General features: G+C 62.4%; 24 protein-coding genes. 12 read left to right on the forward strand and 12 right to left on the reverse strand.

Annotated elements, in window-relative coordinates:
* The first annotated feature begins 96 nt into the window (after nucleotides 1-96).
* The 3 genes from rpiA (at nucleotide 97) to gor (ending at nucleotide 2,984) form a co-directional block, all read left to right on the forward strand.
* Complete coding sequence (gene rpiA / locus ACWGS8_RS13805; protein WP_454581473.1) at nucleotides 97-828, forward strand: ribose-5-phosphate isomerase RpiA; 732 nt, start codon at nucleotides 97-99, stop codon at nucleotides 826-828.
* Complete coding sequence (locus ACWGS8_RS13810) at nucleotides 815-1,471, forward strand: DUF2059 domain-containing protein (protein WP_454581474.1); 657 nt, start codon at nucleotides 815-817, stop codon at nucleotides 1,469-1,471. The genes rpiA and ACWGS8_RS13810 overlap by 14 nt, the downstream gene beginning before the upstream one ends.
* A gap of 121 nt (nucleotides 1,472-1,592) precedes the next feature.
* On the forward strand, nucleotides 1,593-2,984 hold the full coding sequence (gor, locus tag ACWGS8_RS13815) for a glutathione-disulfide reductase (RefSeq protein ID WP_454581475.1): 1,392 nt from the start codon (nucleotides 1,593-1,595) through the stop codon (nucleotides 2,982-2,984).
* Nucleotides 2,985-3,090: 106 nt separating this feature from the next.
* Here the strand turns inward: gor and mgtE are convergent, their stop codons facing one another.
* The 4 genes from mgtE to ACWGS8_RS13835 form a co-directional block, all read right to left on the reverse strand.
* A complete protein-coding gene (gene mgtE, locus ACWGS8_RS13820) occupies nucleotides 3,091-4,455 on the reverse strand; it encodes a magnesium transporter (RefSeq protein WP_454581476.1) in 1,365 nt (454 codons plus the stop codon).
* Between the two features lie 272 nt (nucleotides 4,456-4,727).
* The gene (locus tag ACWGS8_RS13825) at nucleotides 4,728-6,620 is read right to left on the reverse strand and encodes an ABC transporter ATP-binding protein/permease (protein WP_454581477.1); all 1,893 of its coding nucleotides are present in this window, start codon (nucleotides 6,618-6,620) and stop codon (nucleotides 4,728-4,730) included.
* 502 nt (nucleotides 6,621-7,122) lie between these two features.
* Nucleotides 7,123-7,803, reverse strand: a complete 681-nt coding sequence (locus ACWGS8_RS13830) for a DsbA family oxidoreductase (RefSeq protein WP_454581478.1) — start codon at nucleotides 7,801-7,803, stop codon at nucleotides 7,123-7,125.
* 16 nt (nucleotides 7,804-7,819) lie between these two features.
* The gene (locus ACWGS8_RS13835; RefSeq protein ID WP_454581479.1) at nucleotides 7,820-9,640 is read right to left on the reverse strand and encodes an extracellular solute-binding protein; all 1,821 of its coding nucleotides are present in this window, start codon (nucleotides 9,638-9,640) and stop codon (nucleotides 7,820-7,822) included.
* A 234-nt stretch (nucleotides 9,641-9,874) separates the two neighbouring features.
* On the opposite strand from ACWGS8_RS13835, the gene ACWGS8_RS13840 reads away from it, so the two are divergent.
* On the forward strand, nucleotides 9,875-10,504 hold the full coding sequence (locus tag ACWGS8_RS13840; protein ID WP_027046833.1) for an invasion associated locus B family protein: 630 nt from the start codon (nucleotides 9,875-9,877) through the stop codon (nucleotides 10,502-10,504).
* Between the two features lie 102 nt (nucleotides 10,505-10,606).
* Here the strand turns inward: ACWGS8_RS13840 and hspQ are convergent, their stop codons facing one another.
* A complete protein-coding gene (gene hspQ, locus ACWGS8_RS13845; RefSeq protein ID WP_019858091.1) occupies nucleotides 10,607-10,930 on the reverse strand; it encodes a heat shock protein HspQ in 324 nt (107 codons plus the stop codon).
* A 148-nt stretch (nucleotides 10,931-11,078) separates the two neighbouring features.
* Nucleotides 11,079-12,293: a UbiH/UbiF family hydroxylase gene (locus ACWGS8_RS13850; protein WP_454581480.1), complete on the reverse strand. Its 1,215-nt coding sequence runs from the start codon at nucleotides 12,291-12,293 to the stop codon at nucleotides 11,079-11,081.
* A gap of 112 nt (nucleotides 12,294-12,405) precedes the next feature.
* Here ACWGS8_RS13850 and ACWGS8_RS13855 point away from each other — a divergent pair, with 112 nt between their 5' ends.
* The 8 genes from ACWGS8_RS13855 to ACWGS8_RS13890 all read left to right on the forward strand — a co-directional run bounded on the left by ACWGS8_RS13855 (nucleotide 12,406) and on the right by ACWGS8_RS13890 (nucleotide 20,636).
* Entirely contained in the window at nucleotides 12,406-13,293 is an 888-nt protein-coding gene (locus ACWGS8_RS13855) for a DUF2182 domain-containing protein (RefSeq protein WP_454581481.1), read from the forward strand.
* 14 nt (nucleotides 13,294-13,307) lie between these two features.
* Nucleotides 13,308-13,922, forward strand: coding sequence for a DUF1326 domain-containing protein (locus tag ACWGS8_RS13860; RefSeq protein WP_454581482.1), 615 nt, complete (start codon nucleotides 13,308-13,310; stop codon nucleotides 13,920-13,922).
* Nucleotides 13,923-13,945: 23 nt separating this feature from the next.
* On the forward strand, nucleotides 13,946-14,752 hold the full coding sequence (pcsA, locus tag ACWGS8_RS13865; protein WP_454581761.1) for a phosphatidylcholine synthase: 807 nt from the start codon (nucleotides 13,946-13,948) through the stop codon (nucleotides 14,750-14,752).
* Nucleotides 14,753-14,781: 29 nt separating this feature from the next.
* A complete protein-coding gene (locus ACWGS8_RS13870) occupies nucleotides 14,782-15,759 on the forward strand; it encodes a quinone oxidoreductase family protein (protein ID WP_454581483.1) in 978 nt (325 codons plus the stop codon).
* 133 nt (nucleotides 15,760-15,892) lie between these two features.
* Nucleotides 15,893-17,470 (forward strand): ABC transporter ATP-binding protein, encoded by a 1,578-nt coding sequence (locus ACWGS8_RS13875; RefSeq protein WP_454581484.1) that lies wholly within the window; start codon nucleotides 15,893-15,895, stop codon nucleotides 17,468-17,470.
* The gene (locus ACWGS8_RS13880; protein ID WP_044547617.1) at nucleotides 17,467-18,597 is read left to right on the forward strand and encodes an ABC transporter permease; all 1,131 of its coding nucleotides are present in this window, start codon (nucleotides 17,467-17,469) and stop codon (nucleotides 18,595-18,597) included. The genes ACWGS8_RS13875 and ACWGS8_RS13880 overlap by 4 nt, the downstream gene beginning before the upstream one ends.
* Nucleotides 18,597-19,517, forward strand: coding sequence for an ABC transporter permease (locus tag ACWGS8_RS13885; RefSeq protein ID WP_454581485.1), 921 nt, complete (start codon nucleotides 18,597-18,599; stop codon nucleotides 19,515-19,517). Before ACWGS8_RS13880 ends, ACWGS8_RS13885 begins: the two co-directional genes overlap by 1 nt.
* Nucleotides 19,518-19,568: 51 nt before the next feature.
* Nucleotides 19,569-20,636 (forward strand): BMP family ABC transporter substrate-binding protein, encoded by a 1,068-nt coding sequence (locus ACWGS8_RS13890; RefSeq protein ID WP_454581486.1) that lies wholly within the window; start codon nucleotides 19,569-19,571, stop codon nucleotides 20,634-20,636.
* A 101-nt stretch (nucleotides 20,637-20,737) separates the two neighbouring features.
* On the opposite strand, the gene ACWGS8_RS13895 is transcribed toward ACWGS8_RS13890, so the two are convergent.
* The 6 genes from ACWGS8_RS13895 to ACWGS8_RS13920 form a co-directional block, all read right to left on the reverse strand.
* Nucleotides 20,738-21,793: an acyltransferase family protein gene (locus ACWGS8_RS13895; RefSeq protein WP_454581487.1), complete on the reverse strand. Its 1,056-nt coding sequence runs from the start codon at nucleotides 21,791-21,793 to the stop codon at nucleotides 20,738-20,740.
* Nucleotides 21,794-21,993: 200 nt separating this feature from the next.
* Entirely contained in the window at nucleotides 21,994-23,307 is a 1,314-nt protein-coding gene (gene rimO, locus ACWGS8_RS13900; protein ID WP_454581488.1) for a 30S ribosomal protein S12 methylthiotransferase RimO, read from the reverse strand.
* Nucleotides 23,308-23,471: 164 nt separating this feature from the next.
* A complete protein-coding gene (locus ACWGS8_RS13905) occupies nucleotides 23,472-24,158 on the reverse strand; it encodes a TerC family protein (protein WP_454581489.1) in 687 nt (228 codons plus the stop codon).
* A 184-nt stretch (nucleotides 24,159-24,342) separates the two neighbouring features.
* Complete coding sequence (locus ACWGS8_RS13910) at nucleotides 24,343-24,750, reverse strand: DUF930 domain-containing protein (protein ID WP_454581490.1); 408 nt, start codon at nucleotides 24,748-24,750, stop codon at nucleotides 24,343-24,345.
* 56 nt (nucleotides 24,751-24,806) lie between these two features.
* Nucleotides 24,807-25,505 carry a DUF2161 domain-containing phosphodiesterase gene (locus tag ACWGS8_RS13915; protein WP_454581491.1) on the reverse strand — a complete coding sequence of 233 codons (699 nt, stop codon included), beginning with the start codon at nucleotides 25,503-25,505 and terminating at the stop codon, nucleotides 24,807-24,809.
* A 59-nt stretch (nucleotides 25,506-25,564) separates the two neighbouring features.
* Nucleotides 25,565-26,371: an alpha/beta fold hydrolase gene (locus ACWGS8_RS13920; RefSeq protein WP_454581492.1), complete on the reverse strand. Its 807-nt coding sequence runs from the start codon at nucleotides 26,369-26,371 to the stop codon at nucleotides 25,565-25,567.
* Nucleotides 26,372-26,465: the final 94 nt, after the last annotated feature.

Raw genomic sequence — 26,465 nt, forward strand, 5'->3', positions numbered from 1 at the left:
AACGGTCAAAGGCTTTGACCACGGTCAAAAGCTTTGACCCGGCCAGCAAAAATGCTAGGAGCCCGAAACACAAGGTTCCCCGGGGCAGCAAGCGGCATGGATGCAAGACAGTTGAAGGTCGAGGCCGCGCGGGCCGCCCTTGCCCATGTCAGCGACGGCATGCGGCTCGGCATCGGCACCGGCACCACGGCGGAAGAGTTCGTACGGCTGCTCGCCGACAAGGTCGCCACCGGCATGACCGTCATCGGTGTGCCGACTTCGGAGCGCACTGCAGCACTTTGCCGCGAGCTTGGCGTGCCGCTCTCGACGTTGGAGGAGACGCCCGAGCTCGATCTTACCGTCGACGGCGCCGATGAGGTCGATCCGGAACTGACCCTGATCAAGGGCGGCGGCGGCGCGCTGCTGCGCGAGAAGATCGTTGCCGCGGCCTCGCAGCGCATGATCGTCATCGCCGACCGCTCGAAGATGGTCGAGACGCTCGGCCGTTTTCCGCTGCCGATCGAAGTCAACCAGTTCGGCCTGCGCGCCACCGAGATCGCCATAGCCAGGACGGCTGCGGATCTCGGCCTTTCCGGTCCGATTACATTGAGGATGACGGGAGGCCAGGCTTTTGTTACAGACGGCGGCCATTTTATCCTCGATGCATCTTTTGGCCGCATTCCGGATACAAGAGCGCTTTCGAATGCTCTCCACGCCATTCCGGGCGTGGTCGAGCATGGTCTTTTCATCGGGCTGGCGTCAGCGGCCATCATCGCCGGCGGCGACGGTATCCAAACTGTCCATGCCGCCCGAAAACCAGGGAGTTCTACCAACCATGATGTTGCATAACCGGGTCCGCGGCCTTTGCGTCGTTCTGGCGGCTTCGGCCGTCTTCGCCTTGTCGTCGCCGGCGTTTTCGCAGGACGTCACGGAATCGCACCTGAAGGCCGCCCGCGCGGCGGTCGCGGCGATCCATGCGACCGACCCGTTCGACAACATCCTGCCGCAGGCGGCCGCCGCGCTCGAATCGCAGCTCATCCAGAAGAACCCGGACATGCAGGAGCTGATCGGCAAGACGATCAACGAGAAGGCGCTGGCGCTGGCCTCGCGTCGCGCCGACCTCGAGAAGGAAGCGGCTCTTGCCTATGCGAAGGTGTTTTCCGAAAAGGAACTCAACGAGATCGCGGCCTTCTACAGCTCCGACTCCGGCAAGAAGCTGCTCGACAGCGGCCCGACCGTGACGCGTGATCTGGTCAAGGCAGCAGACATCTGGCAGAACGGCCTTGCCCGCGATCTCGCCCAGCAGGTCGGCGAAACGCTGGCCGCGGCCGCCAAGGCAAAGGCGCCGGCCACCCCAGCGCCCGCTGATGGTGCTGCTCCGGCCGACAATGCGGCTCCGGCGGATGGCGCCGCGCCCGCGGACGGTTCAGCACCAGCCGACGGTTCAGCGCCAGCCGACGGTTCGGCTCCTGCCGACGGCACGCAGAACTGATCCTGCGTTTTCAAAATGCGGCCTTGCGGCCATCTGTGAAGCCCGGCTTGTCCGGGCTTTTCTTTTGGCCCTTGGCAGCCTACCTGTCACTCGCATTTTCCGACGTTCAAGGAGCCGCCTCATGGCCGGTTATGACTACGATCTTTTCGTCATCGGCGGCGGCTCCGGCGGGGTGAGGGCGGCGCGCGTTGCCGCGGCACTCGGCAAGCGCGTCGGCATCGCCGAGGAATTCCGCTTTGGCGGCACCTGCGTCATCCGCGGCTGCGTGCCGAAGAAACTCTATGTCTACGCCTCGCAGTTTCCGGAGCATTTCGCCGATGCCGCCGGCTATGGCTGGACGGTGCCGGAAGCCAGTTTCAACTGGCAGACACTGGTCGCCAACAAGGACCGCGAGATCAGCCGGCTGGAGGCAATCTACAAGAAGAATGTCGAGGGCGCCGGCGGCGAGACCTTCCATTCGCGGGCGATGGTCGTCGACCCGCATGTGGTGCATCTCCTGGACGACGACCGCACCGTCACCGCCGACCAGATCCTGATCGCCACCGGCGGCCGTCCAGCGGCCCACCCGGCGCTTCCCGGCCATGAGCATTGCATCTTTTCCAACGAGGCTTTCGACCTCAAGGAACTGCCGAAGGCCATCATGATCGAGGGCGGCGGCTATATCGCGGTCGAGTTCGCCAACATTTTCCACGGGCTCGGCGTCGACACCACGCTGGTCTATCGCGGCAAGGAGATCCTCAGCCGCTTCGACATGGATCTGCGCCGCACGCTGCACGAGACCATGGAAAAGAAGGGGATCAAGATACTTTGCCATGCAGTGAGCGAGCGGGTGCACAAGCGGCCGGACGGCCGGCTCGACGCCCTTCTCACCAACGGCCAAACCCTGACGGTGGACCAGGTCATGCTGGCCATCGGGCGCATCCCCAACTCCGAGAATATGGGCCTGGAAGGCATCGGCCTCGAGATGACCCCGGCCGGCGCAATCAAGGTCGACGAGTACTCCCGCACCAACATCGACAATATCTGGGCGATCGGCGATGTCACCAATCGCGTGCAGTTGACACCGGTGGCGATCCACGAAGCGATGTGCTTTGTCGAGACGGCATTCAAGGCCAACCCGACCGCGCCCGACCATGATACGATCGCGACTGCGGTCTTCTCGCAGCCGGAAATCGGTACTGTCGGTCTGTCGGAAGACGAAGCCGTGAAGCGTTTCGCCGATGTCGAAATCTACCGCGCCAGCTTCCGGCCGATGCGGCATACGCTGTCGGGCCGCGACGAGAAGATGCTGATTAAGTTGGTGGTCGACGGTGCTTCCCGCAAAGTGCTCGGTGCCCACATATTGGGGCCGGATGCCGGCGAGATGGCGCAGCTGCTCGGCATTCCGCTGAAGGCCGGCCTGACCAAGGATGATTTCGACCGCACGATGGCCGTGCACCCGACCGCGGCGGAAGAACTCGTCACCATGTACAAGCCGACCTATCGCGTGAAGGACGGACAGCGCGTCCAGTGACGCGCGCGGCTTGCTCCATGAAGGTCGACGGAACCGTCCACGGCGGGCAAGCCTGAAAAGCGGAAGCCGCCGCCGGCCATGGCCAGCGGCGGAGACAGCAATACGGCTACAGCAGTGTGCCGCGCAGGATGACCTGCGCCACCGAGAAATAGATCACCAGCCCGGTGACATCGACCAGCGTGGCGACAAACGGCGCCGATGCGCTGGCGGGGTCGAAACCGACCCGTTTCAGCGCGAAGGGCAGCATCGACCCCGACAGGGAGCCAAAGGTGACGATGCCGACCAGTGCAGCGCCAACCGTGGCGGCAATCAGCGGCCAGTGCGGGCCGTAATCGTAGAAACCGAAATACTGCCACAGCGTGATGCGGCAGACGCCGACAACGCCAAGGATCGATCCCAGCACCAGGCCGGTCGGCAGTTCGCGCAAGGCAACCCGCCACCAGTCGCCGAGGCCGATCTCGCGCAGCGCCAGCGCCCGGATGACCAGCGAGGTCGCCTGCGAGCCGGAATTGCCGCCGGAGCTCATGATCAGCGGGATGAAGAGGGTGAGCACAATCGCCCTTTCCAGCTCGCTCTCGTAGCTCTGCATGGCGTTCGCGGTCAGCATCTCACTGAGGAACAGCGCGCACAGCCAGCCGGCGCGCTTCTGGATCATGGCGAGGAAGCTCATCTTCATGTAGGGCTCGTCGAGCGCCTCCATACCGCCGAAGCGATGCACGTCCTGCGTCGTCTCCTCGATCATCGTGTCGATGATGTCATCGATGGTGACGATGCCGAGGATCTTGCCGTGGTCGACGACGGGCACGGCAAGCAGATCATATTTGGAGATCGTCTGCGCCAGGGTTTCACGATCGGTCAGCGGGGTGACCGTGACCGGCACGCGGTCCGGCGCCACCGACAGGATCGGGTCGTCCGGCTCACCGGTGATGAGCCGGCGCAGGCCGGTCGACCGCACCAGGAGATGCGTTTGCGGATCGACGATGTAGATCGCGTAGACGGTTTCGCGCGTCCGCTCGACCTTGCGGATGTAGTCGAGCGTGCGCCCGACCGTCCAGTCCGAGGGAACGCTGACGAACTCCGTCGTCATGATCGATGCGGCGCTGCCTTCGGGATAGCCCAGGATGGAAAGCAGGGTGGCGCGCAGCGGCGGCGCCAGCGCGCCGAGCAGTTCGGAGCGGGCCGGCTCATCGAGCTCGCGCAGTATGTCGGCTGCACGGTCGACCGACATGGCGGTGAGCAGCTTGCTTGCCTTGGCGCGGGGCAGGGCGTCCGCCAGTTCGGGCGCACCGTCGAGTTCGGGCTGGTCGAAGATCTCGACCAGCCGCTCGAACGGTACGGCGCAAAGCAAATCCGTCGCGGTTTCGCGCGATTCATGGTTGAGAGCCTCGACCACGTCGGCGACATGGTCGTTTGCAAGGATGCGGGCGATGGCGACGGCCTCGTCGTCCGCTACGGGGGAAAAATCGTTCATGGTTCACTCCTTGCCGTCCGGCAGGACATGAACCATGTGAGGTCACGTCTAGGCGGACGGCGGTTGCGTTCGACTAATACTGTCGCCAGGCATGGCGCGGTGACCTTTCCGCTTGCGGGTTCGCGTTTGACTATCGGCAAGCCGGCGCAACATAGGAGCGCGCCTTGCTGAGTCAATCGCGGTGAGTGAGGAAAACGGCGCCCGATAGCTCCGATCGCGATACTGTGATCGCCGACCGCCATGCTGCCCGGCAAGTCGCGGTGAAATCAACGTTATTTCTGCTTCAGCCGGCGCGAGAAACGCAGCCATTTGTCCTCGACCGGCCGTGGCTGGGTGAGAATCGTGGTGAGTTCGACTGGCAGGGTCGGAGCCAGCGGCTTCTTGCTGGCGACGCCGTCGGCGATCAACACGATCGAGTGGTAGAACTCGGTGCCGGCAGCCGATCGCGGCGCCACCGCTTCGTGCATGACGCTGATCACCGTGACATCGGGGCAGTTGTCCTTGATCGCCTGGTGGAAGGCAATCTTGCCTTCCGGGTCGAGGGCGCCAGTCGCCTCGTCGAGGAACAGCAGCCCCGGCTGCTGCAGGATGATGCGGGCCACCACCAGCTTCTGCTTCTGGCCGCCCGACAGAACCTGATCCCAGCTTTTGCCTTCACGGCTTTCATTGGCCATATGCTCGATGAAGTCGCCAAGGCCGGCCTTGTGCAGCGCCGACGCGACCTGGGCATCGCCATGGTCGTGCTCGGAGCCCGGCAGGCAGACCAGCTGTTTCAGCGACACCTGCTGGAGCTTGACCTCCTGGGCGGCATAAAAACTCTTCACCCCGTCGGGGAAGACGATGGTGCCGCGACCATAAGGCCAAAGTCCGTTGATCGCCTTGATCAGTGAAGTCTTGCCGCAACCGGATTCGCCTTTCAGGAACGTCCACTCGCCGCGCCGGAAGCGCAAATTGGCGGCGCTGAGGAACGGTGTCGCATCCTCGCCCTGATGCGCCAGTTCGAGCTTCTGGATGGTCAGACCAAAGACCGGATTCTGGCTGGCATAGTGGAAGTCGGACTGACCGGTCTGGCTGTAGAATGCCTGCGGATGCTGGACGTTCTCGATGGCGTTCGCCAGTTCCGTGACACGCTGGCTGTTAGCGCGCAGCGTGGCGATGGCGGGCATGACATGGATGAACCACGAGCACTGGCCGATCAACTGGGCGACCATTTCGGAGCCGGTTATGTAGCCCTTGTAGTCCAGGCGATTGTGTATGAACGACACCAGACCGGGACCATAGGCGACGATCCGGGCGCCGAGGAAGTTGTAGATCAGCTCGAACGACGTGTAGCCATTGTTGACGACATTGAGCTTGCCCCAGGTCCTGTCGATATCGACGTAGAGCTTGTCGTGCATCGACTTTTGCACATCTTCGCCATGCGAGGCGGCAACATGGAAGCTGCGGCGCAGGAACGTCGTCAGTTCACTGCGGTAGCTACCCTCGGCCTGCTGCATGCGGATATTGAGCCGCTCGAGCAGGCGGCCAAGCTTGACCGCAATCCAAGTGTTCAACGGCACGTAGATGGCGACGGCGAGGAAGGCCAGCGCCGCGCTGCCATAACTGCCGAGGAACTCCAGTCCTTTGACCTCAACCGAGGACCCGATCAGACTTTCGCCGATAAAATAGAGCGAGGTCGCGACGCCCAGAACGCCCATGGCGAGACCGATCGCCCCGCCCGTCATGTCCTTGATCGATTCCTGGATGCGCTGGTCGATGTTGTCGGGTGCGACGATACCGCCAGCCGCCGAACCATGCTGAGCATGGAAGTGGGTATGATTGCCGTCGAGCAGGGCCTTGTTGAACTGGCTATTCAGCCAGCCGCGCCACTTTCGGTGCAGGGTTGCCGAGACAAGACCACGCACGCCGGTGAAGCCGGCATCCTTGAGCACGACCAGCAGCACAAGTATGCCGGCATTGGTCAGAATTGCCTTTAGCGGGCTGGTGTTGGCTGCATCGTGGAAAAAGGCGATAGAATTGCCCAGCTCGCCCAACGCCAGGGCAAACCAGACGCCGGCCTTGCTGGAAAGCGCCGTCAGCAGGGCGATGACGACAGTGAGCGTCCAGGCCTCCTTCCAGCGCTCGGAGAACCAGTAGGCCTTCATCAGGCCCCAGAAACTGCGCATCGAGGATACCGGCGTCAAATGCGACCGCCCTGCGGGGCCGCGGTGTAGTCTATCCGGTACTGACTCCTGCGATCGTCTGCCGATCCGAATCACGATCCCGCCCAAACCTTTTTTGTTTTGTTACGGATGGTAACACCAATTGATCATTTTCCATTAATTTTTGTAGAGGTTTGGCAAGATTGAAGTTCCGGCCGTGTCGGAAAGGCAACAGAACAGGCTTTCCGAGCGCCTCGCGGAAATCGGAGAAAAAGCACTTTAACGCAATAATGTCAGATGGTTACTTGGCGACGAAGCGCCGCATCGTCACCTTCCCTTAGGGAAGGTCTTCACACGATTTCGTGACTCGTTCCGGCTTGTCCGGCGGGCCGATTTTTCGTTGCGGCTAGCCAAATTCCCGAAAACAAGCTGTCCGTTGATGTCTGATTCCTGCGGCTGTCGGCCTTGCCGGCGGTCGAAAAATGACCTGAAACCGTCTTGTCGCGGGCGAAGGAATGACCCGGCCTCAGCCGACCTTGTCCAATTCGCCCCGTGCCTTCGCCGCAGCCACCTGGCGGATGGCATCAGCCAGCGTGTCGACGTCCTGAGCACCCATCACGGCATATTTGCCTTCAAGCAGGAAACACGGCACGCCCGATATGCCCATGCGCGACGCCGTGGAGATCTCCGTGCGCACCGCTTCCACATCGGCGTCGGTCGGCAAGAGCGCGGCGACCACGGACCCATCCATGCCGGCGTCACGGGCGGCTTCGACCAACACCGCATGGTCGCCGATGTTGACCCCTTCCTCGAAATTCAACTGGAAGAGGCGGCGGACCAGCCTGTTCTGCACGCCTTCACCGGCGGCCCCCGCCCAGCGGATCAGGCGGTGGGCATCCAGTGTGTTCGGCGCCACCTTGATGGCATCGAACGCAAAGGAAATGCCCTCTGCCTCGCCAAGCGGCTCGATGCGGGCATGAATCTCGCGAATGCGCTCATCGCTGCCGAACTTGGCCCGCATATACTCCCGGCGGTCCTTGCCTTGCGGCGGAATGGTCGGATCGAGCTGGAACGGTCGCCAGCGTATATGCACATCGACGTCGCCGGCCTCGGCAACCGCCTTGTCCAGCCGCTTCAGGCCGATGAAGCACCAGGGGCAGACGACATCCGACACCACATCGATGGTTATGGCGTTCGCTTCACTCATCTCGATCTCCGGATTTTCAGTTCGGTTTGCGCCACCATGTCGGCAGCTGATAACCGAATATGGGCGTCTTCTTCGGATGTTCCAGATAATTCCAGTAAGCAAGCCACTGCTGCGTGTTGTACTGCATGGGCACCATGGAGTTGCCCGAGATCAGCAGCCGGTCGAGAACGCGGACGGCGGCAACGTAATCCTCCTTCGAACGGGCGCGCAGCATCGCTTCGATCGCCGCATCGACCGCCGGATCGGCAACGCCGGCGAGATTGAACGAGCCTTCGGTCTTGGCCGCCTCGGAGCTCCAGCGTCCAAGCTGTTCGAAGCCCGGCGACAGTGAATTGTTGAAGCCGCTGGATCCGATCAGAGCCTCGAAATCGAAGCGCTGCTTGCGTGACTGGATCTGATCGCCGTCGAGGCTACGGATGCTGACATTGATGCCGATCTTCTCCAGCGTGCGCTGATAGATGCCGGCCAGGCGCTCCTCGTCTTGCGACGCAGTCAGGATCTCGAATCCGAAAGGCTTGCCGTCGGGATCGAACATCGTACCGTCCTGCACGTGGTAACCGATGCTTTTCAGGAGATCGAAAGCTGTCTTCAACACTTTGCGGTCCTGCCCCGAACCGTCGGTCACGGGCGGTTTCCAGGTGCCGTCCATGACGTCAGGCGGCACACGGCCGGGGTAGGGGGCAAGCAAGGCCTTTTCCCTGTCGTCTGCCGGATGGCCGAGCGCGGAAAGCTCGGAATTTTGCCAATAGCTCGTCGTGCGGGTGTATTTGCCGCCGAACAGGTTCTTGTTCGCCCATTCGAAGTCGTAAAGCATGCCGAGCGCACGCCGAACCACCGGATTGGAGAATTTCGGCAGCCTCGTGTTGAACAGGAAACCGGTTACCACGGGCGGAATGCCGGTGTCGAAGGTTTCAGAAACCACTTCACCCCTGTGGAAGGCCGGGAAGTCCAGATCGCGCTCCCGTTTGACTGGATCGCCGTCGTCGTCGATGGCGCAGAGGCCTTTCTTGAAAGCCTCGAGCTTGGCGTTGGCGTTGAGGAAATATTCGATGGTGATCTGGTCGTAATTGTCGAAGCCGCGCTTGGCCGGGACATCCTTGCCCCAATAGTCGGGGTTGCGCTTGAACACGATACGCTGGCCCGGCGCCACCTGGGCAATGGTATAAGGTCCACTGCCAGTCAGCGGCTTCAGCGTTGTCTTGTCGAAAGTCTCCTTATCGAAGGCATGTTTCGGCAGGATCGGCGTCAGCGCGATGATCATGGGCGTTTCGCGATTGGCCTTGTCATTGAAGGTGAAGCGCACGCTGTGATCGCCGGTCTTTTCAAGCTTGGCGATCAGGCTCATGCGTGCGTTGTAGGGCGGGCGGCCCTTGTCGGTGAAGACATCGTAGGTGAACAGCACATCCTCTGGCGTCACCGGCTCGCCGTCCGACCACTTTGCATTGGGATTGAGATGGAATTCGATCGACTTGCGCTCGGAATCCATGTCCGCGCTGTCAGCGAGCAGGCCATAGAGACTGAAGGCCTCGTCATAGTTGCGCTGCATCAGCGGTTCGAAAACGAGGTTGCCGTAGGTCAGATCCATCATGCCGCGCGCCGTCGTGCGCAGGCTTTTCAGGATGAAAGGGTTGAGGTTGTCGAAGCTGCCAACAACACAATAGGTGATGTTGCCACCCTTCGGCGCATCGGGATTGACGTAGTCGAAATGGGTGTAGTCGGGCGGCAGTGCCGGCTCGCCTTGCATGGCAATGGCATGCTTCGGTTCCGACGTGGCCGGCCGCAGCGAAAGGGTGAAAAGCGATATCGCGGTGATCAGCCAAACAAGAACGCGGCCCATGACCGTCTCCTTAACAGGTCGGCTTGATGATTCGGTGCGCACCCTAGCATGAGGCAGCGCTTCGCCGGCCAATCGTGTCATCAAGAATTACAAGTGGGCGGGGCTGGATTCGGCACCGCTTGCAGTGTAACACGCCGTCCGAAGTCATTCTGTTGCCTCATTTCGGCAACAGGTAGCTGGACCACACGGCGTAGAGAAGCCGGTTCCGGGATCATTTGAGAGGAAGTGCACGACATGACGAGCCTGAACAGCAATGCGTACCGCCTGTCGGTCATGGCCGCGGGCGTGGTCGGCTTTCTGGGCGCAGGACTTCCCTCTGCTTCCGCACAGCAGCAGCAACAGATTCCTCAGGGCTGGTTCAAGGCCTGCACCAAGCAGGAAGACGTCGATATCTGCAACGTCCAGAACATCGTCACGGCCGGCAATGGCCAGCTCGTCACCGGTGTCAGCCTGATCGAACTCAAGGGCAAAGTGAACCGCAAGGTGTTTCAGGTGACGGTCCCGACCGGTCGCCTGGTGCCTCCCGGCATCGGCCTGCAGATCGACACCGGCAAGGCCGTGAAGCTCGACTATGTCATCTGCTTCCCGGATCGTTGCGTGGCCGAAGTGCCGCTGACCGACCAGCTCGTCGCCTCGTTCAAGAAGGGTCAGGGGATCACGCTGACCTCGATCAATTTCCAGAACCAGGCCAACCCGATCAAGATCGCTCTCCAGGGCTTCAGCGGCGCCTATGACGGCCCGCCGCTGCAGCAGTCGGACATCGAGGACCGGCAGAAGAAGCTCCAGGACTTCGTCGCCAAGAACAACCAGGACTTCGCCAAGAAGCTCAAAGATGAGCAGGACAAGGCCAAGACCGCCAACTGATCACCGGCTCGGCCATTCTCGAGTCAAAGAAAAAGCGGGGTCATGGCCCGCTTTTTTGTTCCTGGCCTTAGCCTTGATTTTCCTGGCGGACGAGCCGGAAGGTCAGTGCCTGGACTGGCGTTTCGGCTCGTAGCGCCCGTCCGGCCTCTTATCGAACATCTCCTTGATCTGCGGGTGGCGGACCGGCTCGCCCGACCGATCCTCGAGGAGATTCTGCTCCGACACATAAGCGATGTATTCGGTTTCCGAATTCTCGGCGAGCAGATGGTAGAACGGCTGATCCTTGCGCGGCCGCACATCGGCGGGAATGGCTTCATACCATTCGTCGGTGTTGGCGAATTGCGGATCGACGTCGAAAATGATGCCTCGAAACGGAAACAGCCGGTGGCGGACCACCTGTCCGATCGCGAATTTGGCCGTTTTCATCGTACTCACCACTGAATTCCTTGACTTTATTTGGCGCAGACTCCGAGTCAATTCAATCCCGAAGCGTTTGAGCGCCTTCAAGCTACGCAGAATGCGTCGCAAAGGTTTTGATTGATGTCGCGATGTCGCGATAAAATCCGCAAGATCGCTACTGCCGCTGCATGGGTTTTCGCAGGCCGCCCGCGAGTGCTGCAAAACCACTGCCGGGACGAAGCCCTTCGCGCATGAAGAAGGCGCGCAGCGGTGCAAAGCCGCCGAGCACGCCGAGGCCGGCGCCGCGTGCCATCTGCGCCGGCAGCATATCGGAGAGCAGCGACATGTTGAGCAGGTTGACTGCGCTGCTGCGCGCCAGAATATCGGGCCGGCGCTTGAAATCGTAGGCGGCAAGGGCCTTGGCCGCGCCTGGATCTCTGCTATTTTCTTTTGCAATTCCAACCAGATCGTCAATATCCCTGATGCCAAGGTTGAGGCCTTGCGCACCGATTGGCGGGAACACATGCGCGGCTTCGCCGACAAGCGCCACCCTGTCTCGCGCGAAACGCAGGGGCGTCACGGTCGAAAGCGGATAGATCTGGCGGCCCGGCTCCACCGTCACCCGACCCAGGATCGACTGCATCTGCTGCTCGACCCGCAGCGAGAGCGTTGCGTCGTCCAGGGCGGCAAGCTCCTTGGCGGTCTCGGGCTTTACCACCCAGACGAGGCTTGAGCGGTTGCCGGGCAAAGGAACCTGCGTGAACGGACCGGTTTCTGTGTGGAATTCGGTCGAGGTGAAGGCATGCTCGCTTCTATGGCCGAAATTGAGCACGAGCGCTGCCTGCGGATAGGCGTGCGAACCGGTCGAAATGCCCGCCGCCTCGCGCGCGGGCGACTGGCGTCCATCGGCGGCGACCGCCAGCGACGCGCTCACCTCACTGCCGTCGGCAAGAACGGCATGAGCCCGATCGGCATCGAGATACCAGGTCTTCACCATCGACCTGCGCCATTCGATCCCGGAATGGGCGGCCACCTTGTCGGCAAGCGCCGGGCCAAAGACGCTGTTGGGCAGGTTCAGCCCGAACTGGTCCTCATCGATCTCGCTGGCGCGGAAGGTGACGACGGGGCTGCGGATCAGCCGGCTGGTCGCGTCGACGATACGCATGACTTTCAAGGGAGCGGCCTTGGGCCTGATGACTTCGAGGACCTCGAGCCGCTCAAGCACTTTCAGGGCAGGGTTCATGAGAGCAGTGGTGCGGCCATCGGGGGCCGACGCCTCAGGCCCGACCAGCGTCACCGGGAAGCCGGCATCGGCGAAAGCCAACGCCGCGATCAGCCCTGCCGGACCGGTGCCGGCAATCAGTATCGGCGCTGTTTCCTGATGCTCCAAGATCGGTTTCCGGCTTGCGATGCGAGGCGGGCCACCAGACCTGCCAATCGAGAAGCATATAGGTCAGTTCACGCGGCTTGATCAACGCGGCGATTCGGCTCATTCGGGTGTCATGAGCGGCCACCAGGACGATTTCAGCCATCTCGACCGCGCCGGCCGCGCCGCGGCTGATATTGCGCGCAACCCTCGTTTGACGGTCAATATCGTCGTCGGCGCCAGCATTCTGCTCGCCTGGTCGTTGCTGGCCACGATGGCGATTCGCGGCGCCGAGGCCCGTGGCAGCGCGCCCGGCGACACGCTCCTGCGCCGCCTGCCGCAGGTGCCGCTGCCCGATTTCCTGGGGCGCTTCTTCGCGCTCTGCCTGTCGCCGGCGCCGTTGGATGAAAGCATCGTCCCGCGCGCCCTGGCGCTTATCCTGATGTGGTTCCTGATGGCCATCGCCGCGATGCTGCCATCCGCGGCACCGATGATCCGCACCTATTGCGAGATCGCCGATACGGCCCGGATCAAGGGCGAGCCGGTCGTCCATCCGCTGGTGCTGGTTGCCGGCTATCTCGGTGTCTGGCTCGCCGCCTCGATGCTGTTCACGGCCCTGACGCTCTGCGCGCATGCATTCGCCGCATCCGGCGAAATCTACGATCCGCTGCTTGGCGTTGCCGGGGCGCTCGCACTGCTGGTCGCCGGCCTCTACCAGTTCAGCGGCCTCAAGGAGGCCTGCCTGAAGAAATGCCGCAACCCGTTCTCGATCCTGTTCTCGAACTGGAGCGCCAAGCCCGTCCGCGTCTTCCGGCTCGGTGCGGCGCAAGGCACCTGGTGTCTCGGCTGCTGCTGGGCGCTGATGCTGGTGATGTTCGCCGTCGGCGTGATGAACATCTTCTGGATGGCGCTGATCGCCCTGTTCACCCTGATTGAAAAACAGACCACGAGCCGTCTTCCAACCCGGCTGGCCGGTGCGATACTGCTTGTCTGGGCAGCCGCGCTGCTAGTAGTCTCGCTATGAGTGGGGGAAATTCAATGACAGATCAGGGCTGGGCAATGAAAGGAGAGCTCGTACTCTCCTGCAATTGCACGGTTTTTTGCCCTTGCGTGCTGTCGCTCGGCAGTCACCCTCCGACCGAGGGCTATTGCCAGACCTGGGCGGGTTTCCGGATCGATGCCGGCCATTTCGACGAGGTCGACCTGTCCGGCCTCAACCTTGGGCTGATCATGGAAATCCCCGGTTACATGAGCCGCGGCAACTGGACGGCGGGCCTCTTCATCGACAAACGCGCCTCTATCTACGCGGTAAAGGCCTTGACGAAGATTTTCACCGGCAAGGCCGGCGGAACCACATCGCTGCTGTCGATCCTGGTCGGAAAATTCCTGGGTGTCGAACAAGTGCCTATCACCTATGAGACACGGGACAAGACGCGTATCTTCCAGATACCGAAGATCGTCGATGGCGCGGTCACGCCAATCACGGGCAAGGATCGCGAGAAGGATACGGTGATCACCAATTCGGAATACTGGATTGCACCGGAGATCATCGTGGCAAGATCCGACAAGAGCAAGATGCGAGCCTTTGGCCGCAACTGGAATTTTGCCGGCCGCTCGGCCGAAATCTGCAAGCTGGATTGGCGAGGCCCGTGAGCAAGAACACTTCGGCCAGGAACATGGCGGCACGGAAAGCCGCCAAGAGGCTCACGGACCGGATCCCGCGACCGAAGAAGAAGGTCACCTGGCCGCAGGCGAGGGCGTTCTCGGTCCATCTGCTGACGGCGTCAGGCTCGTTCCTTGCCTTCCTGTCGCTGGTGGCGGCGAGCGAGGAGCGCTGGACGGCAATGTTCTGGTGGCTTGGACTGGCGCTGTTCGTCGACGGCATCGACGGGCCTATCGCCAGAAAGCTCGAGGTCAAGGAAATCCTGCCGACCTGGTCGGGCGAGCTCCTCGACAACATCATCGACTACGTCACCTATGTGCTGATCCCGGCCTTCGCGCTCTACCAGCGCGGCTTCATGGGCGAGGGGCTGTCGTTCCTGTCGGCGGCGATCATTGTCGTCTCCAGCGCGATCTATTATGCCGACACCGGCATGAAGACGAAGGAGAATTTCTTCAAGGGATTCCCCGTCGTCTGGAACATGGTGGTGTTCACGCTGTTCGTCATTGAGCCCGGGCAATGGGTGTCGTTCGCGGTGGTGGTGGTGGCCGGCATCCTGACGTTCGTCCCGATCAACTTCATTCACCCTGTGCGGGTCGTACGGCTGCGGCCCCTCAATCTCACGATGACCCTTTTGTGGTGCGCCTTCGGCGCGCTTGCCCTTGCGCAGGCGGCACTGGCGGCCTTCTACGACCAGATCGGCGTTCTGGGCGCACAGGTCAGCACCTTCATCAAGATCGGCATCACCATTACCGGGCTTTACCTGGCCTGCATTGGTGGCATCATGCAGTTCTTTCCAAATCTCGGCGCCAAAAAGGCGTAACCAGCCGCCCCCAGAGGAAATCCCAGTTCATGTCCAAAGCGATCCGCATCCACGGCCATGGCGGCCCGGAAGTTCTGACCTATGAGGACGCCGATCCCGGCCACCCAGGTTCCGGGCAGATCCTAGTCAGGCACACGGCGATCGGCCTCAACTTCATCGATGTCTACCATCGCTCCGGCCTTTATCCGCCGCCCGGAGGCTTTCCGCTCATTCCGGGCAGCGAAGCCGCCGGCGTGGTGCAGGAGGTCGGTGAGGGCGTCGACTGGCTGAAGCAAGGCGACCGGATCGCCTATTCGACGAATGTCGGTGCCTATGCCGAGCAACGCGTCGTCGCCGCTGGCCTCGTGGTCAAAATTCCCGATGGCATCAGCGACGAGCAGGCGGCCGCGATGATGCTGAAAGGCATGACCGCCGAATATTTGCTTCGGCGGACCTTCAAGGTGAAGGCGGGCGACACGATCCTGTTCCATGCCGCGGCCGGCGGCGTCGGGCTCATTCTTGGCCAATGGGCAAAGCATCTCGGCGCAACCGTCATCGGCACGGCAAGTTCGACCGACAAGATCGAGCTCGCCAAGGCGCACGGCTTCGACCATGTCATCAACTACAAGGAGCAGGATTTCGTCGCCGGCGTCGCCGCCATCACCGGCGGCAAAAAATGCGACGTCGTCTACGATTCAGTGGGCAACGACACATTCCCGGCCTCGCTCGACTGCTTGAAGCCGCTCGGCATGTTCGTCAGCTTCGGCCAGTCGTCGGGACCGATCCCGCCCTTCTCAATGTCATTGCTGGCGCAGAAGGGCTCGCTGTTCGCCACAAGGCCGACGCTGTTCGTCTACAACGCAAAACGCGAGGACCTCGACGCCTCCGCCGCCGCTCTGTTCGACGTGGTGCTCAGCGGTGCCGTCGAGATCCAGATCAACCAGCGCTACGCGCTCAAGGATGCGGGCAAGGCGCATGCCGACCTCGAGGGGCGCAGGACGACAGGGACGACCATTCTCATCCCTTAGTCCCGCCGGGCTTGCTATCCCTTGAATTTCCGCTGAAATTCTTGAAGCTCTTTCAAGACGCGTGCCGCTTTCCGTTGAGAGCCGGCGGCGCCTACGATGCTTGCGGGAACACAGAACATATCTGGCGAACCAGATGGGAGGCACTGTGAGTGCAAATCATGATGGGGCGAATCTGCTCGAGGTTCGTGGCCTGACCAAGATATTCGGCACGCTGACGGCGTGCGACCATATCGATCTCAACATTGCCAAAGGTGAAATCCACGCACTGCTCGGCGAGAACGGCGCCGGCAAGTCGACACTGGTCAAGATGCTGTTCGGCTCGCTGGAGCCCAATTCCGGCGAGATTTTCTGGAACGGCCAGGCGGTGCGGATCACCAGCCCGGGCGCCGCCAAGAAGCTCGGCATCGGCATGGTGTTCCAGCATTTTTCGCTGTTCGAGGCGCTGACCGCGGCCGAGAACATCGCGCTGTCGCTCGATGACGGCTCGCCGATCAGCAGCATCGCGGCGAAGGCGAGGGCGCTTTCCTACAGCTACGGCCTGCCGCTCGATCCGGACTCGCTGGTCGGCGACCTGTCGGTCGGCGAACGCCAGCGCATCGAGATCATCCGCTGCCTGCTGCAGACGCCGCAACTTATCATCCTCGACGAGCCGACCTCGGTGTTGACGCCGCAGGAAGCCGACAAGCTGTTCGAGACGCTGGAACGGCTGCGCGCGGAAGGCAAATCGATCCTGTACATTTCGCACCGGCTCGAAGAGGTCAAACGCATCTGTGACCGCGCCACCGTGCTGCGGCATGGCAAGGTGGTCGGCCATTGCAACCCGCGTGAGGAGACAGCCGCCTCGCTCGCCCGCATGATGGTCGGCAATGAGGTGCAGGCCGTTGTGCGGGCACCGGTCGAGGGGATCGAGACCGCGCAGCCGCTGCTTGAAGTCCGGGGTCTCACCCGCAAGCCGGCAACGCCGTTCTCCATTCCGCTCAAGAACATCAGCCTCAATGTTCGCGCCGGCGAGGTGATCGGCATTGCCGGTGTCGCCGGCAACGGCCAGGGCGAGTTCTTCGAATCCGTTTCCGGCGAAGTCTTGCAGCAGGATGCCGCCTCGGTGCGCATCCGCGGCAAGGATGCCGGTGGGTTGACCATCACCGGACGGCGCCTGCTGGGTGCCGCCTTCGTGCCGGAAGAGCGCCTCGGCCATGGAGCCGCACCGCGCATGAAACTTTCGGAAAACCTTTTGCTGTCGCGCCATGCCACTGACGGCAAGGCGTTTGTCGGCACCGGTGGAATGGTCAAGAGCGGCGCCATTTACGCAGCCTCGCAACGCATCATCGAGGCGATGGACGTGCGCAAGAGCGCGCCGGATCCTGAAGCGGCTGCACTTTCCGGCGGAAACCTGCAGAAATTTATCGTCGGCCGCGAACTCGACCGTCGGCCAAGCGTCATGGTGGTGAACCAGCCGACCTGGGGCGTCGACGCCGGCGCCGCCGCCCACATCAGGCAGGCACTGATCGAACTGTCGCGCAGCGGATCGGCGGTTCTGGTGATCAGCCAGGATCTCGACGAGCTGTTCGAACTTTCGGACGCGATCGCGGTGATGCACAATGGCGAACTGTCCAAGCCAATGCCGATCGCCGAAGCAACCTTCGAGAAGGTCGGTCTGCTGATGGGCGGCGCCGAGCCCGGCCACGCCGAACATACGCTGGAGACGGCATGATGCGCCTCGAACTCGTCAAACGCCCGCAGCGCTCCGCGCTGTTTTCAGCCCTGTCGCCGTTTATCGCCTTCGCGCTGACGATCATCGCCGGAGCCGTCCTGTTCGCGCTGCTCGGGGTAAATCCGCTGACTGCGTTCCGGATCTACTTCATCGAACCGATCAGCCAGGTCTGGCAGCTGCATGAGCTGGCGATCAAGGCGGCACCGCTGATCCTGATCGCGGTCGGCCTGTCGGTCTGCTACAAGGCTAACATCTGGAACATCGGCGCCGAGGGCCAATTTATTTTCGGCGCCATCTTCGGCTCAGCCATTCCGGTGCTGTTTCCGCAATTCGAAGGGCCGCTGGTGCTGCCGCTGATGCTTTTGCTCGGCATGGTCGGCGGCGCGGCCTATGCGGCGATACCCGCGTTTCTGAAGACCCGCTTCAACACCAACGAGATCCTGACCAGCCTGATGCTGGTCTATGTCGCCCAGCTCTTCCTCGACTGGTTGGTGCGCGGCCCCTGGCGCGATCCGCAGGGCCATGGTTTCCCGCAGACGATCCAGTTCGGCGACTCCGCCGTGCTGCCGGAACTGATGCCGGACGCCGGACGCGCCAATTGGGGCTTTGTCTTTGCCCTGGTTGCCGCGGTGCTGATCTGGATCCTGATGGGCCGCATGCTCAAGGGCTTCGAGGTGCGGGTGCTGGGTTCCAGCCCGAGGGCCGGGCGCTTCGCCGGCTTCGGCCTCAGCCGCATGGTGTTCTTCGCCTTCCTGCTGTCGGGCGCGCTGGCCGGCCTTGCCGGCATTTCGGAAGTCTCCGGCGCCATCGGGCAATTGCAGCCGGTGATTTCGCCCGGCTACGGCTTCACCGCCATCATCGTGGCGTTCCTGGGCCGCCTCAATCCGCTCGGCATCATCGCCGCGGGTCTGGTTCTGGCGCTGACCTATCTCGGCGGCGAGGCGGTGCAAAGCGCGCTCGGCATTTCCGACAAGGTGGCGCGGGTATTCCAGGGCATGCTTTTGTTCTTCGTGCTCGGCTGCGACACGCTCATTCACTACCGCATCCGCCTGATCGGCATGGCGCTGACGAAACAGGAAGGCACGGCGAAGCTCGATGCCGCGCCGAAGTTGAAGGAAGCCCGCTGATGGACATCACCGTCAACATCCTCTTGACCATCGCGACGGCCGCGACGCCACTTTTGATCGCGGCGATCGGCGAACTGGTGGTCGAGCGCTCCGGCGTGCTCAATCTCGGCGTCGAGGGCATGATGATCATGGGTGCGGTCGGCGGCTTCGGGGCCGGCTACCTGACCGGCTCGCCCTGGATCGGCCTATTGGCGGCGATCGCCATGGGGGCGCTGTTCTCGCTGCTGTTCGCCGTCATGACGCTGTCGCTGGCCACCAACCAGGTGGCGACCGGCCTGTCGCTGACGCTACTCGGCCTCGGCCTCTCCGGCATGATCGGCACGAGCTTCGTCGGCCAGCCCGGCGTCAGGCTGCCCAATCTCGACATTCCTGGCCTGAGCTCCATCCCGGTTGTCGGCAAGTTGCTGTTCGGCCAGGATCCGGTGTTCTACATGTCGATCGTGCTGACCGCCGCCGTCATGTGGTTCCTGTTCAAGACGCGAACCGGACTGACGCTGCGCTCGATCGGCGACAGCCACACCTCGGCGCATGCGCTTGGCATCAAGGTCATCCGCTACCGCTATTTGGCGGTGATCTTCGGCGGCGCCTGCGCCGGTCTCGCCGGCGGCCATCTGTCGCTGGTCTACACACCGCAATGGGTCGAGAACATGACCGCGGGCCGCGGCTGGATCGCGCTGGCGCTCGTGGTGTTCGCGTCGTGGCGGCCCTGGCGGGTGCTGGCGGGCGCCTACATTTTCGGCGCGGTGTGGATCGGCCAGCTTCATGCACAGGCTTTTGGCATTCCGGTGCCCTCGCAGATGCTTTCTTCTCTGCCCTATCTGGCAACCGTCGTGGTTCTCGTTCTAATCTCGCGCAACAAACGTCTGACGATGATGAACACGCCGGCATCCCTGGGGCAGCCATTCGTTCCGGATCGTTGACAAAAACAAAAAGACGGGAAGCTCCAAGGCTTAACACAGAGAGGTAACACGATGAAAAAACTGCTTATTGCCCTGATGACGACGACAGCGGCATTGTCGCTGGCAGCGTCCGCAGAGGCTGCCGACAAGTTGAAGGCCTGCTGGGTCTATACCGGCCCGATCGGCGATTTCGGCTACTCCTACCAGCACGATCAGGGCCGGCTTGAAGTCGAGAAGGCGCTCGGCGACAAGGTGGAAACCGCCTATCTGGAGAACGTCTCCGAAGGTCCCGACGCCGACCGTGCTTTCGAGCGCCTGGCGCGCGAAGGCTGCAAGATCATCTTCGGGACGTCGTTCGGCTTCATGGACGCCGAGGTGAAGGTCGCCAAGAAATTCCCGAAAGTGATGTTCGAGCACGCCACTGGCTACAAGACCGGTGACAATCTCGGCATCTACAATGCCCGCTTCTATGAAGGCCGCTACGTGCTCGGCCAGATCGCCGCCAAGGAATCGAAGTCCGGCGTTGCCGGCTACATCGTCTCCTTCCCGATCCCGGAAGTGGTGATGGGCATCAACTCCTTCATGCTCGGCGCGCAGTCGATCAACCCGAACTTCAAGGCCAAGATCGTCTGGGTGAACTCATGGTTCGATCCGGGCAAGGAAGCCGACGCCGCCAAGGCGCTGTTCGACCAGGGCGCCGACATCATCGTCCAGCACACCGATTCGACCGCCGCCCTGCAGGTGGCCGAGGAGCGCAAGCTGCACGGCTTCGGCCAGTCGTCCGACATGATCAAGTTCGCGCCGAACGCGCAGCTGACCTCGCTGACCGACGAATGGGGCCCTTACTATATCAGCCGGGTGCAGGCAGCCATCGACGGCACCTGGAAGCCGGACAATGTCTGGCTCGGCATCAAGGACGGCGCGGTCAAGCTCGCGCCCTACACCAACATGCCCGACGACGTGAAGGCGATGGCCGAGGCGACCGCGAAGAAGATCGCCGGCGGCTGGAACCCCTTCACCGGACCGATCGCCAAGCAGGACGGCTCAGCATGGCTGAAGGACGGTGAAGTCGCCGACGACGGCACGTTGCTCGGCATGAATTTTTACGTGAAGGGCGTCGACGACAAACTGCCGCAGTAAGCGGCGCACCATAGATCGGATATTGGGAGGGCGCCGCGAGGCGCCCTTTTCATTCGGCCGGTTGCGCACCGGCCTGGATACCACGAACCCGCGCCAGCCCGCTATCGACGGCGCGGCCGAGCCTGATCCTGATGAGCCGTTGCGCGGGTCGTTCGCAATAGCGCCAGATCGTCCAGGAAGCGGCGAGCAGGACCGCCGTGCAGCCCAACGCGGCGAGCCATTTTGCCAACCAGCGGCGCTGTGGCATTGATGGCGAGATAGCCGATGTTCTGGTGCAGGAGGTAGAGCGGGTAGGTCAGCCCGCCCAACGCCAGGGTCAACGCGGACGAGGGGACACGATCGCGCAGCAGCACCGCGCCGATCAATGCCGCATGAATGACGACATTGGCGACGACGAGATTGGTCGATGAAACGGCAATGCCATAGTGGTCCAGCATCCAATGTTGCGTCACGGACAAGGTGTTGCTGGAGATCGCGAAAGCCCCTGCAAGCAGCAGCAGTGCCGGCAATGAACGGCCGTGCGCGTGCAGGTGGTGGGCCAGCACACCGGCAGCGAAAAACGGAGCAAACTCGGTGATGAACAGCAACCTGGCCGCGCTGCTGCCGATAAAGAATTCGTTCAGGGCCGAAATCGCCAGCCAGACGAAGATCAGCTCCAGCTTGCGTTTCTGAAATAGACCGGTGAACAGAGCCAGTGTCACCCATCCATAGAAAACCAGTTCAAGGACAATCGACCAGTAGACGCCGTCCATGAAGGGCTGGCCGAAGGCCGGCGCAAACATCGACAGGTTGGCGGCGTACTGGCCAAAAGAGGCCTGAGGCACGGGGATGCCGGCGGCGGCGACAACGACGAAAGTGATCGACATGCAGAGCAGGTAGCCCGGATAGAGGCGGACGAAACGGGCGGTTGCAAACTGTTCCCAGGCGCGGTTTTCCGCCGACCAGGCGATGACGAAGCCGCTGATCAGGAAGAACAGATTGACACCGAGATAGCCGTAAAGCGCAAACGGCGCGGCGATCGGATAGCTCTCGGTGAGCGCCCCGCCGGTGGCCGCGCCGCGAAAGAAATAGTGGAACGCCAACACAGCCAGCGCAGCCGCCAGCCTCAGCAGGTCCAGCGCCGCGATATAGTCTTGCCGCGCCGGTCTGGCGTCCATGCGAACTCCCGCATTCATAGTTTGCAAACTATAATGCGGGTCGCGGCGGAACGGGTTAAGCGGCCGAAACTATCGCGGAATGTGGTAAACCTGGGCGATGCAGGTTGACTTTCGGTCGTCGGAAGACCGGAAAGCGCGCACTCGGATCGAGACGGGCTGTCAGTCAGCCCGCCAACACCATGCCCCTGGCTGCGAGCGCGTCAGACGGCCGAACCGTAGAGATCGTAAGCGTCGGCACGCTCGATCTTGACGGTGACGATGTCGCCCGCACGCATCGGACGACGCGACTGGACGTGAACCGAGCCGTCGATCTCGGGCGCGTCGTATTTGGTGCGTCCCTTCGCCGATGTGCCGTGCGCTTCGTCGATCAGCACCGGCAGGCGTTTGCCGACCTTTTTCGCCAGCTGCGTCGCCGAAATCTTCTGCTGGCGCTGCATGAAGCGATGCCAGCGCGCCTCCTTGACGTCCTGCGGCACCTGCTCGAGGCCGAGATCGTTGGAACGGGCGCCCTTGACCGGTTCGTATTTGAAGCAGCCGGCACGGTCGATTTTGGCCTCGTCCAGCCAGTCGAGCAGCATCTCGAAATCCGCATCCGTCTCGCCGGGGAAGCCGACGATGAAGGTCGAGCGAATGGCGAGATCCGGGCACACGTCGCGCCAGCCGCGAATGCGCTCCAGTGTTTTTTCGCCATGCGCCGGCCGGCGCATGTTCTTCAACACTTGCGGCGAGGCATGCTGGAACGGGATGTCGAGATAGGGAAGGATCTTGCCGTCGGCCATCAGCGGGATGACATCGGCGACATGCGGGTAGGGGTAGACATAATGCATGCGCACCCAGATTCCGAGCTTGCCCAGTTCCTCCGACAGATCGAGGAATTTCGCGCGCACTTCGCGATCGCCGAACATGGACGTCTGGTACTTGATGTCGATGCCGTAGGCACTGGTGTCCTGCGAGATGACGAGCAATTCCTTGACGCCGGCATTGGCGAGTTTTTCTGCTTCGCGCAGCACATCGGCGGCCGGGCGCGAAACGAGATCGCCACGCAGGGCGGGAATGATGCAGAAGGTGCAGCGGTTGTTGCAGCCTTCCGAAATCTTGAGGTAGGCATAGTGGCGCGGCGTCAGCTTGACGCCTTGCGGCGGCAGCAGGTCGATATAGGGATCGTGCGAGGGTGGGGCTGCCTCATGCACGGCGGCCATCACGCTCTCGTAAGCCTGCGGGCCGGTGATCGCCAGCACGTTGGGGTGCTTTTCGCGGATCACGTCCGGCTCGGCGCCGAGGCAGCCGGTGACGATGACCCTGCCGTTTTCCGAAAGCGCGGAACCGATGGCATTGAGCGACTCGTCGCGGGCGGAATCGAGGAAACCGCAAGTGTTGACCACGACGAGATCGGCGCCGTCATGCTTGCGGGCGATCTCATAGCCTTCGGCGCGCAGGCGCGTGATGATGCGCTCGGAATCCACGAGCGCCTTCGGGCATCCAAGGCTGACGAAACTGACGCGAGGGGCGGACATAGGCAAGTTTCCAATGGGGGCACGGGCCGAAACGCTGGTCCGGCCTCAAATCGCTGTAAATGTCGGTCTGTGGCGCTTGGCAGGAGCCAATACGCGCGGCGCAATAGCATGGGTTGCGCAATCAAGCAAACCGGCCGACAGGCTGGTCCGCGCCATGCGATGGCTCAGTGACCTCCGGATCCGAACCAGGGCGCCAGGAAGGCGAAGTGCTCGGGGAATTGTTGTACGGCCCCGTCAAGCAGCATCTTGACCGCGACATAAAGGATGATTGCCAGGCCGATATAGGCAATCCAGCGATATTTGTGCAGCAGGCGCGCGACAAACGACGCGGCAAAGCCCATCAAGGCGATCGACAGTGCCAGTCCGATGATCAGCACGGTCGGATGGTTCATGGCCGCGCCGGCCACGGCCAGAACATTGTCCAGCGACATCGACACGTCGGCAATGACGATCTGCCAGGCGGCCTGCGAGAAGGTCTTGCCGGATCCCTTGCCGCCGACGACGCCGTCCTTGTCGAAGTCGCCATTCGACAGCGCTTCGGTCGCGTCGCGCTCCTCATCGTGGCTGACGCGCAATTCGCGCCACATCTTCCAGCACACCCACAGCAGAAGCAGGCCACCGGCGATCAGCAGCATCGGGCCAATGGTCAGCAGCCATTGCGTGATGAGGGCGAAGAAAATGCGGAGCACGGTGGCCGCCGCGATGCCGACCAGAATAGCACGCTTGCGCTGGGCGGCCGGCAGGCCGGCCGCCGCGAGACCGATGACGATGGCATTGTCGCCCGCAAGCGCAAGGTCGATGGCGATGACCTGAAAAAGAGCCGATATGCCCGCGGCGGTAAATATTTCCATCGACCTGGAAGCCCTTCGCGAGTGTTCGTTGTCGATTGTCCAGACGGGCCTAAAGGCATGGTCTGCTGGCGTCAAGACGCAGGGACAGACAACTCCGGAAAACCACTTTCGTGGCAGGGGTATAACAGGGGATTCTCAGCCGCCGCCGGCTCGTGAGCCGAAGCCGAACCAAGCCCGCGAAAAACTAATCGTAGAGATTGTACTTCGCCCAGTCGGCTTCCGGAATTTCGTCACCGATCCGGTAGCGCAGCTGCAGGACGTCCATATGGTCCGGCCCAGTCTGGCATTTGAATTTCAGCCGATACCACTGGCCCTTGCTGCGGAACGCCGCACCAGGGCTCCTGATCGCATCGGCGCTCATCTCGGGTGTCGCGAAGGCGTAGGCGACAACCCGGTCGGCCCTGAACTTGCGGTCATCGTGGGTGATCCGGTCCAGGACTTCGGCATCGCAGCGCTGCTCGAGGCGTGTTTGCGGATCAAGTTTCATCAGCCCGGTACGCAAAGCATTGTCCATCGCGCTGGCCGGGAAAGCCAGCGTCAGGGACGCCATGGCGGTCATGCAGAGTGTCTTCATGGGCGGGACAAGCAACATGTTTTGTCTGAGAAATCAACCAAGAGGGGGCCGCCATGCCCGGCAAGCCCCGGCATTCAGGGGTTCGAGGCAATCAAAATCTCGTGTCGGACATCATCGCGCGGGGTCTGCGGCCAACGGATCAGCGAGGCGCGGCCGGCATCGGTGAGATCGTAGAGGCCGCGGTTGACGCGGGCGAACCAGCCATAGACATTGTGCTGCAGGATTTTCGACGCGATCGGCGTCAAGGCCTTCAGATCGCGCGGTCGCTTGGGTCCGTCCGCCATCGCAGCCGCACAGGTGAGGGCGCTTTGGCGGTAGGCGGTCATGATCGGATTGCGCGATCCTCCGCCAGCGACAGGATCACCGCGGCGGCGCTGGTGCTCGTCGACAAGGCGGGAGCGCCGCCGTGCGTTCCTGCGCGGCTCCGGCGCGGCGGGACTGACAAGCACCTCGACCTTGTCATTGGCTGTCACGCCAAGCATGCCGAAGCCGAGCCGGCGGCAGAGGTTGCGGAACCGCGGGTCGCTTTCACGTCCCTTGCCCCGCGCCGACATGCGCGCCGCCAGCCAGACCTCGTCGCAAGCGATCGCGCGGTCGACACCTTGCAGCACCAATTCCAGATTGAACTGCAGCTTCAATTCGCAGATGACGACCACCGGCGGCCCGCCGTCGCGCAGCGCGACGATGTCACAGCCGCCGATCTCGCCCTTCACGACAAAGTCGAGACTTTCGAGGAACCGCTTCACCGGCGCATAGAGTGAGGTCTCGTTCATGCCCAAGGCTTAGCCGATTCGACGAAAAAAGCCTTCCGGCTTCGGCGCGCGCCGCGCTCTCAAGAAAGCATTCTTTCGAGGAAGGCCAGCAGCACGCTGTTGAACTGCCCGGGCCGCTGCAGCGGCGCGAAATGGCTGACACCGGGCAGGATGATCAATTCCGACGCCGGGATGCTGCGGGCGAGATAGCTCGCATGCTCGTGTCTGATGAACTCGTCATGCTCGCTTTGAACGATCGCCACGGGCACGCGCGTCCGCGAAAGGTCGGCGGCGGTATAGTTGGGTTCGGTCTTCATCATCAGGCCGACGGCTTTGACGAATGGGTCGAACTGGTCAGGCGTCGCCGACAATTCGGCATAGTCCTTGGCGTGTCGGCCGAAACAGCGATCAATGACCGGACTGGGCTCGAATTCCTTGGTGCCGCTCGGATCCATGTTGCAGCCGAAGAAGAACACACCGGTGACGCGGTCGGCGGCTTTCATGCCAAGGATCAGCGCAACGCAGGCGCCGTCGCTCCAACCCACCATGGCCGCCTTCTCCAAGCGCAGAGCGTCCATCACGGCCAGGACATCGGAGGCCATCAGTTCGTATTTATACGGCCGTTCGTCGCGGGTGCTGCGCCCATGGCCGCGGCTGTCGATCACCACGACCCGGTAGCCTGCCTTGACCAGCGCGGGGACCTGAAATCCCCAATTGCCGCCATGACCGAGGCCGCCATGCAGCAGGATCACGGGAAGGCCGGCGCCAAATGTGGCGTACCAGATTTTTGCGCCCTCATGTTCCACCCGGCCTTCGTCCCTTGCGGCCGGAAGAGGCGTCGCGCCATGCGCTTCGAATTTCGCGAGGTCGTCGTCGTGATGGTCCATGCCGGGAAAGCCTCGAGGCGAATGCGCCGGACCACAATTATTGCTGGCGTCAGCAAAAACCAACCCGCGATAGAACGTCTGCTGCCATCTGGCG

This window comes from Mesorhizobium sp. 43Arga (assembly GCF_053714255.1).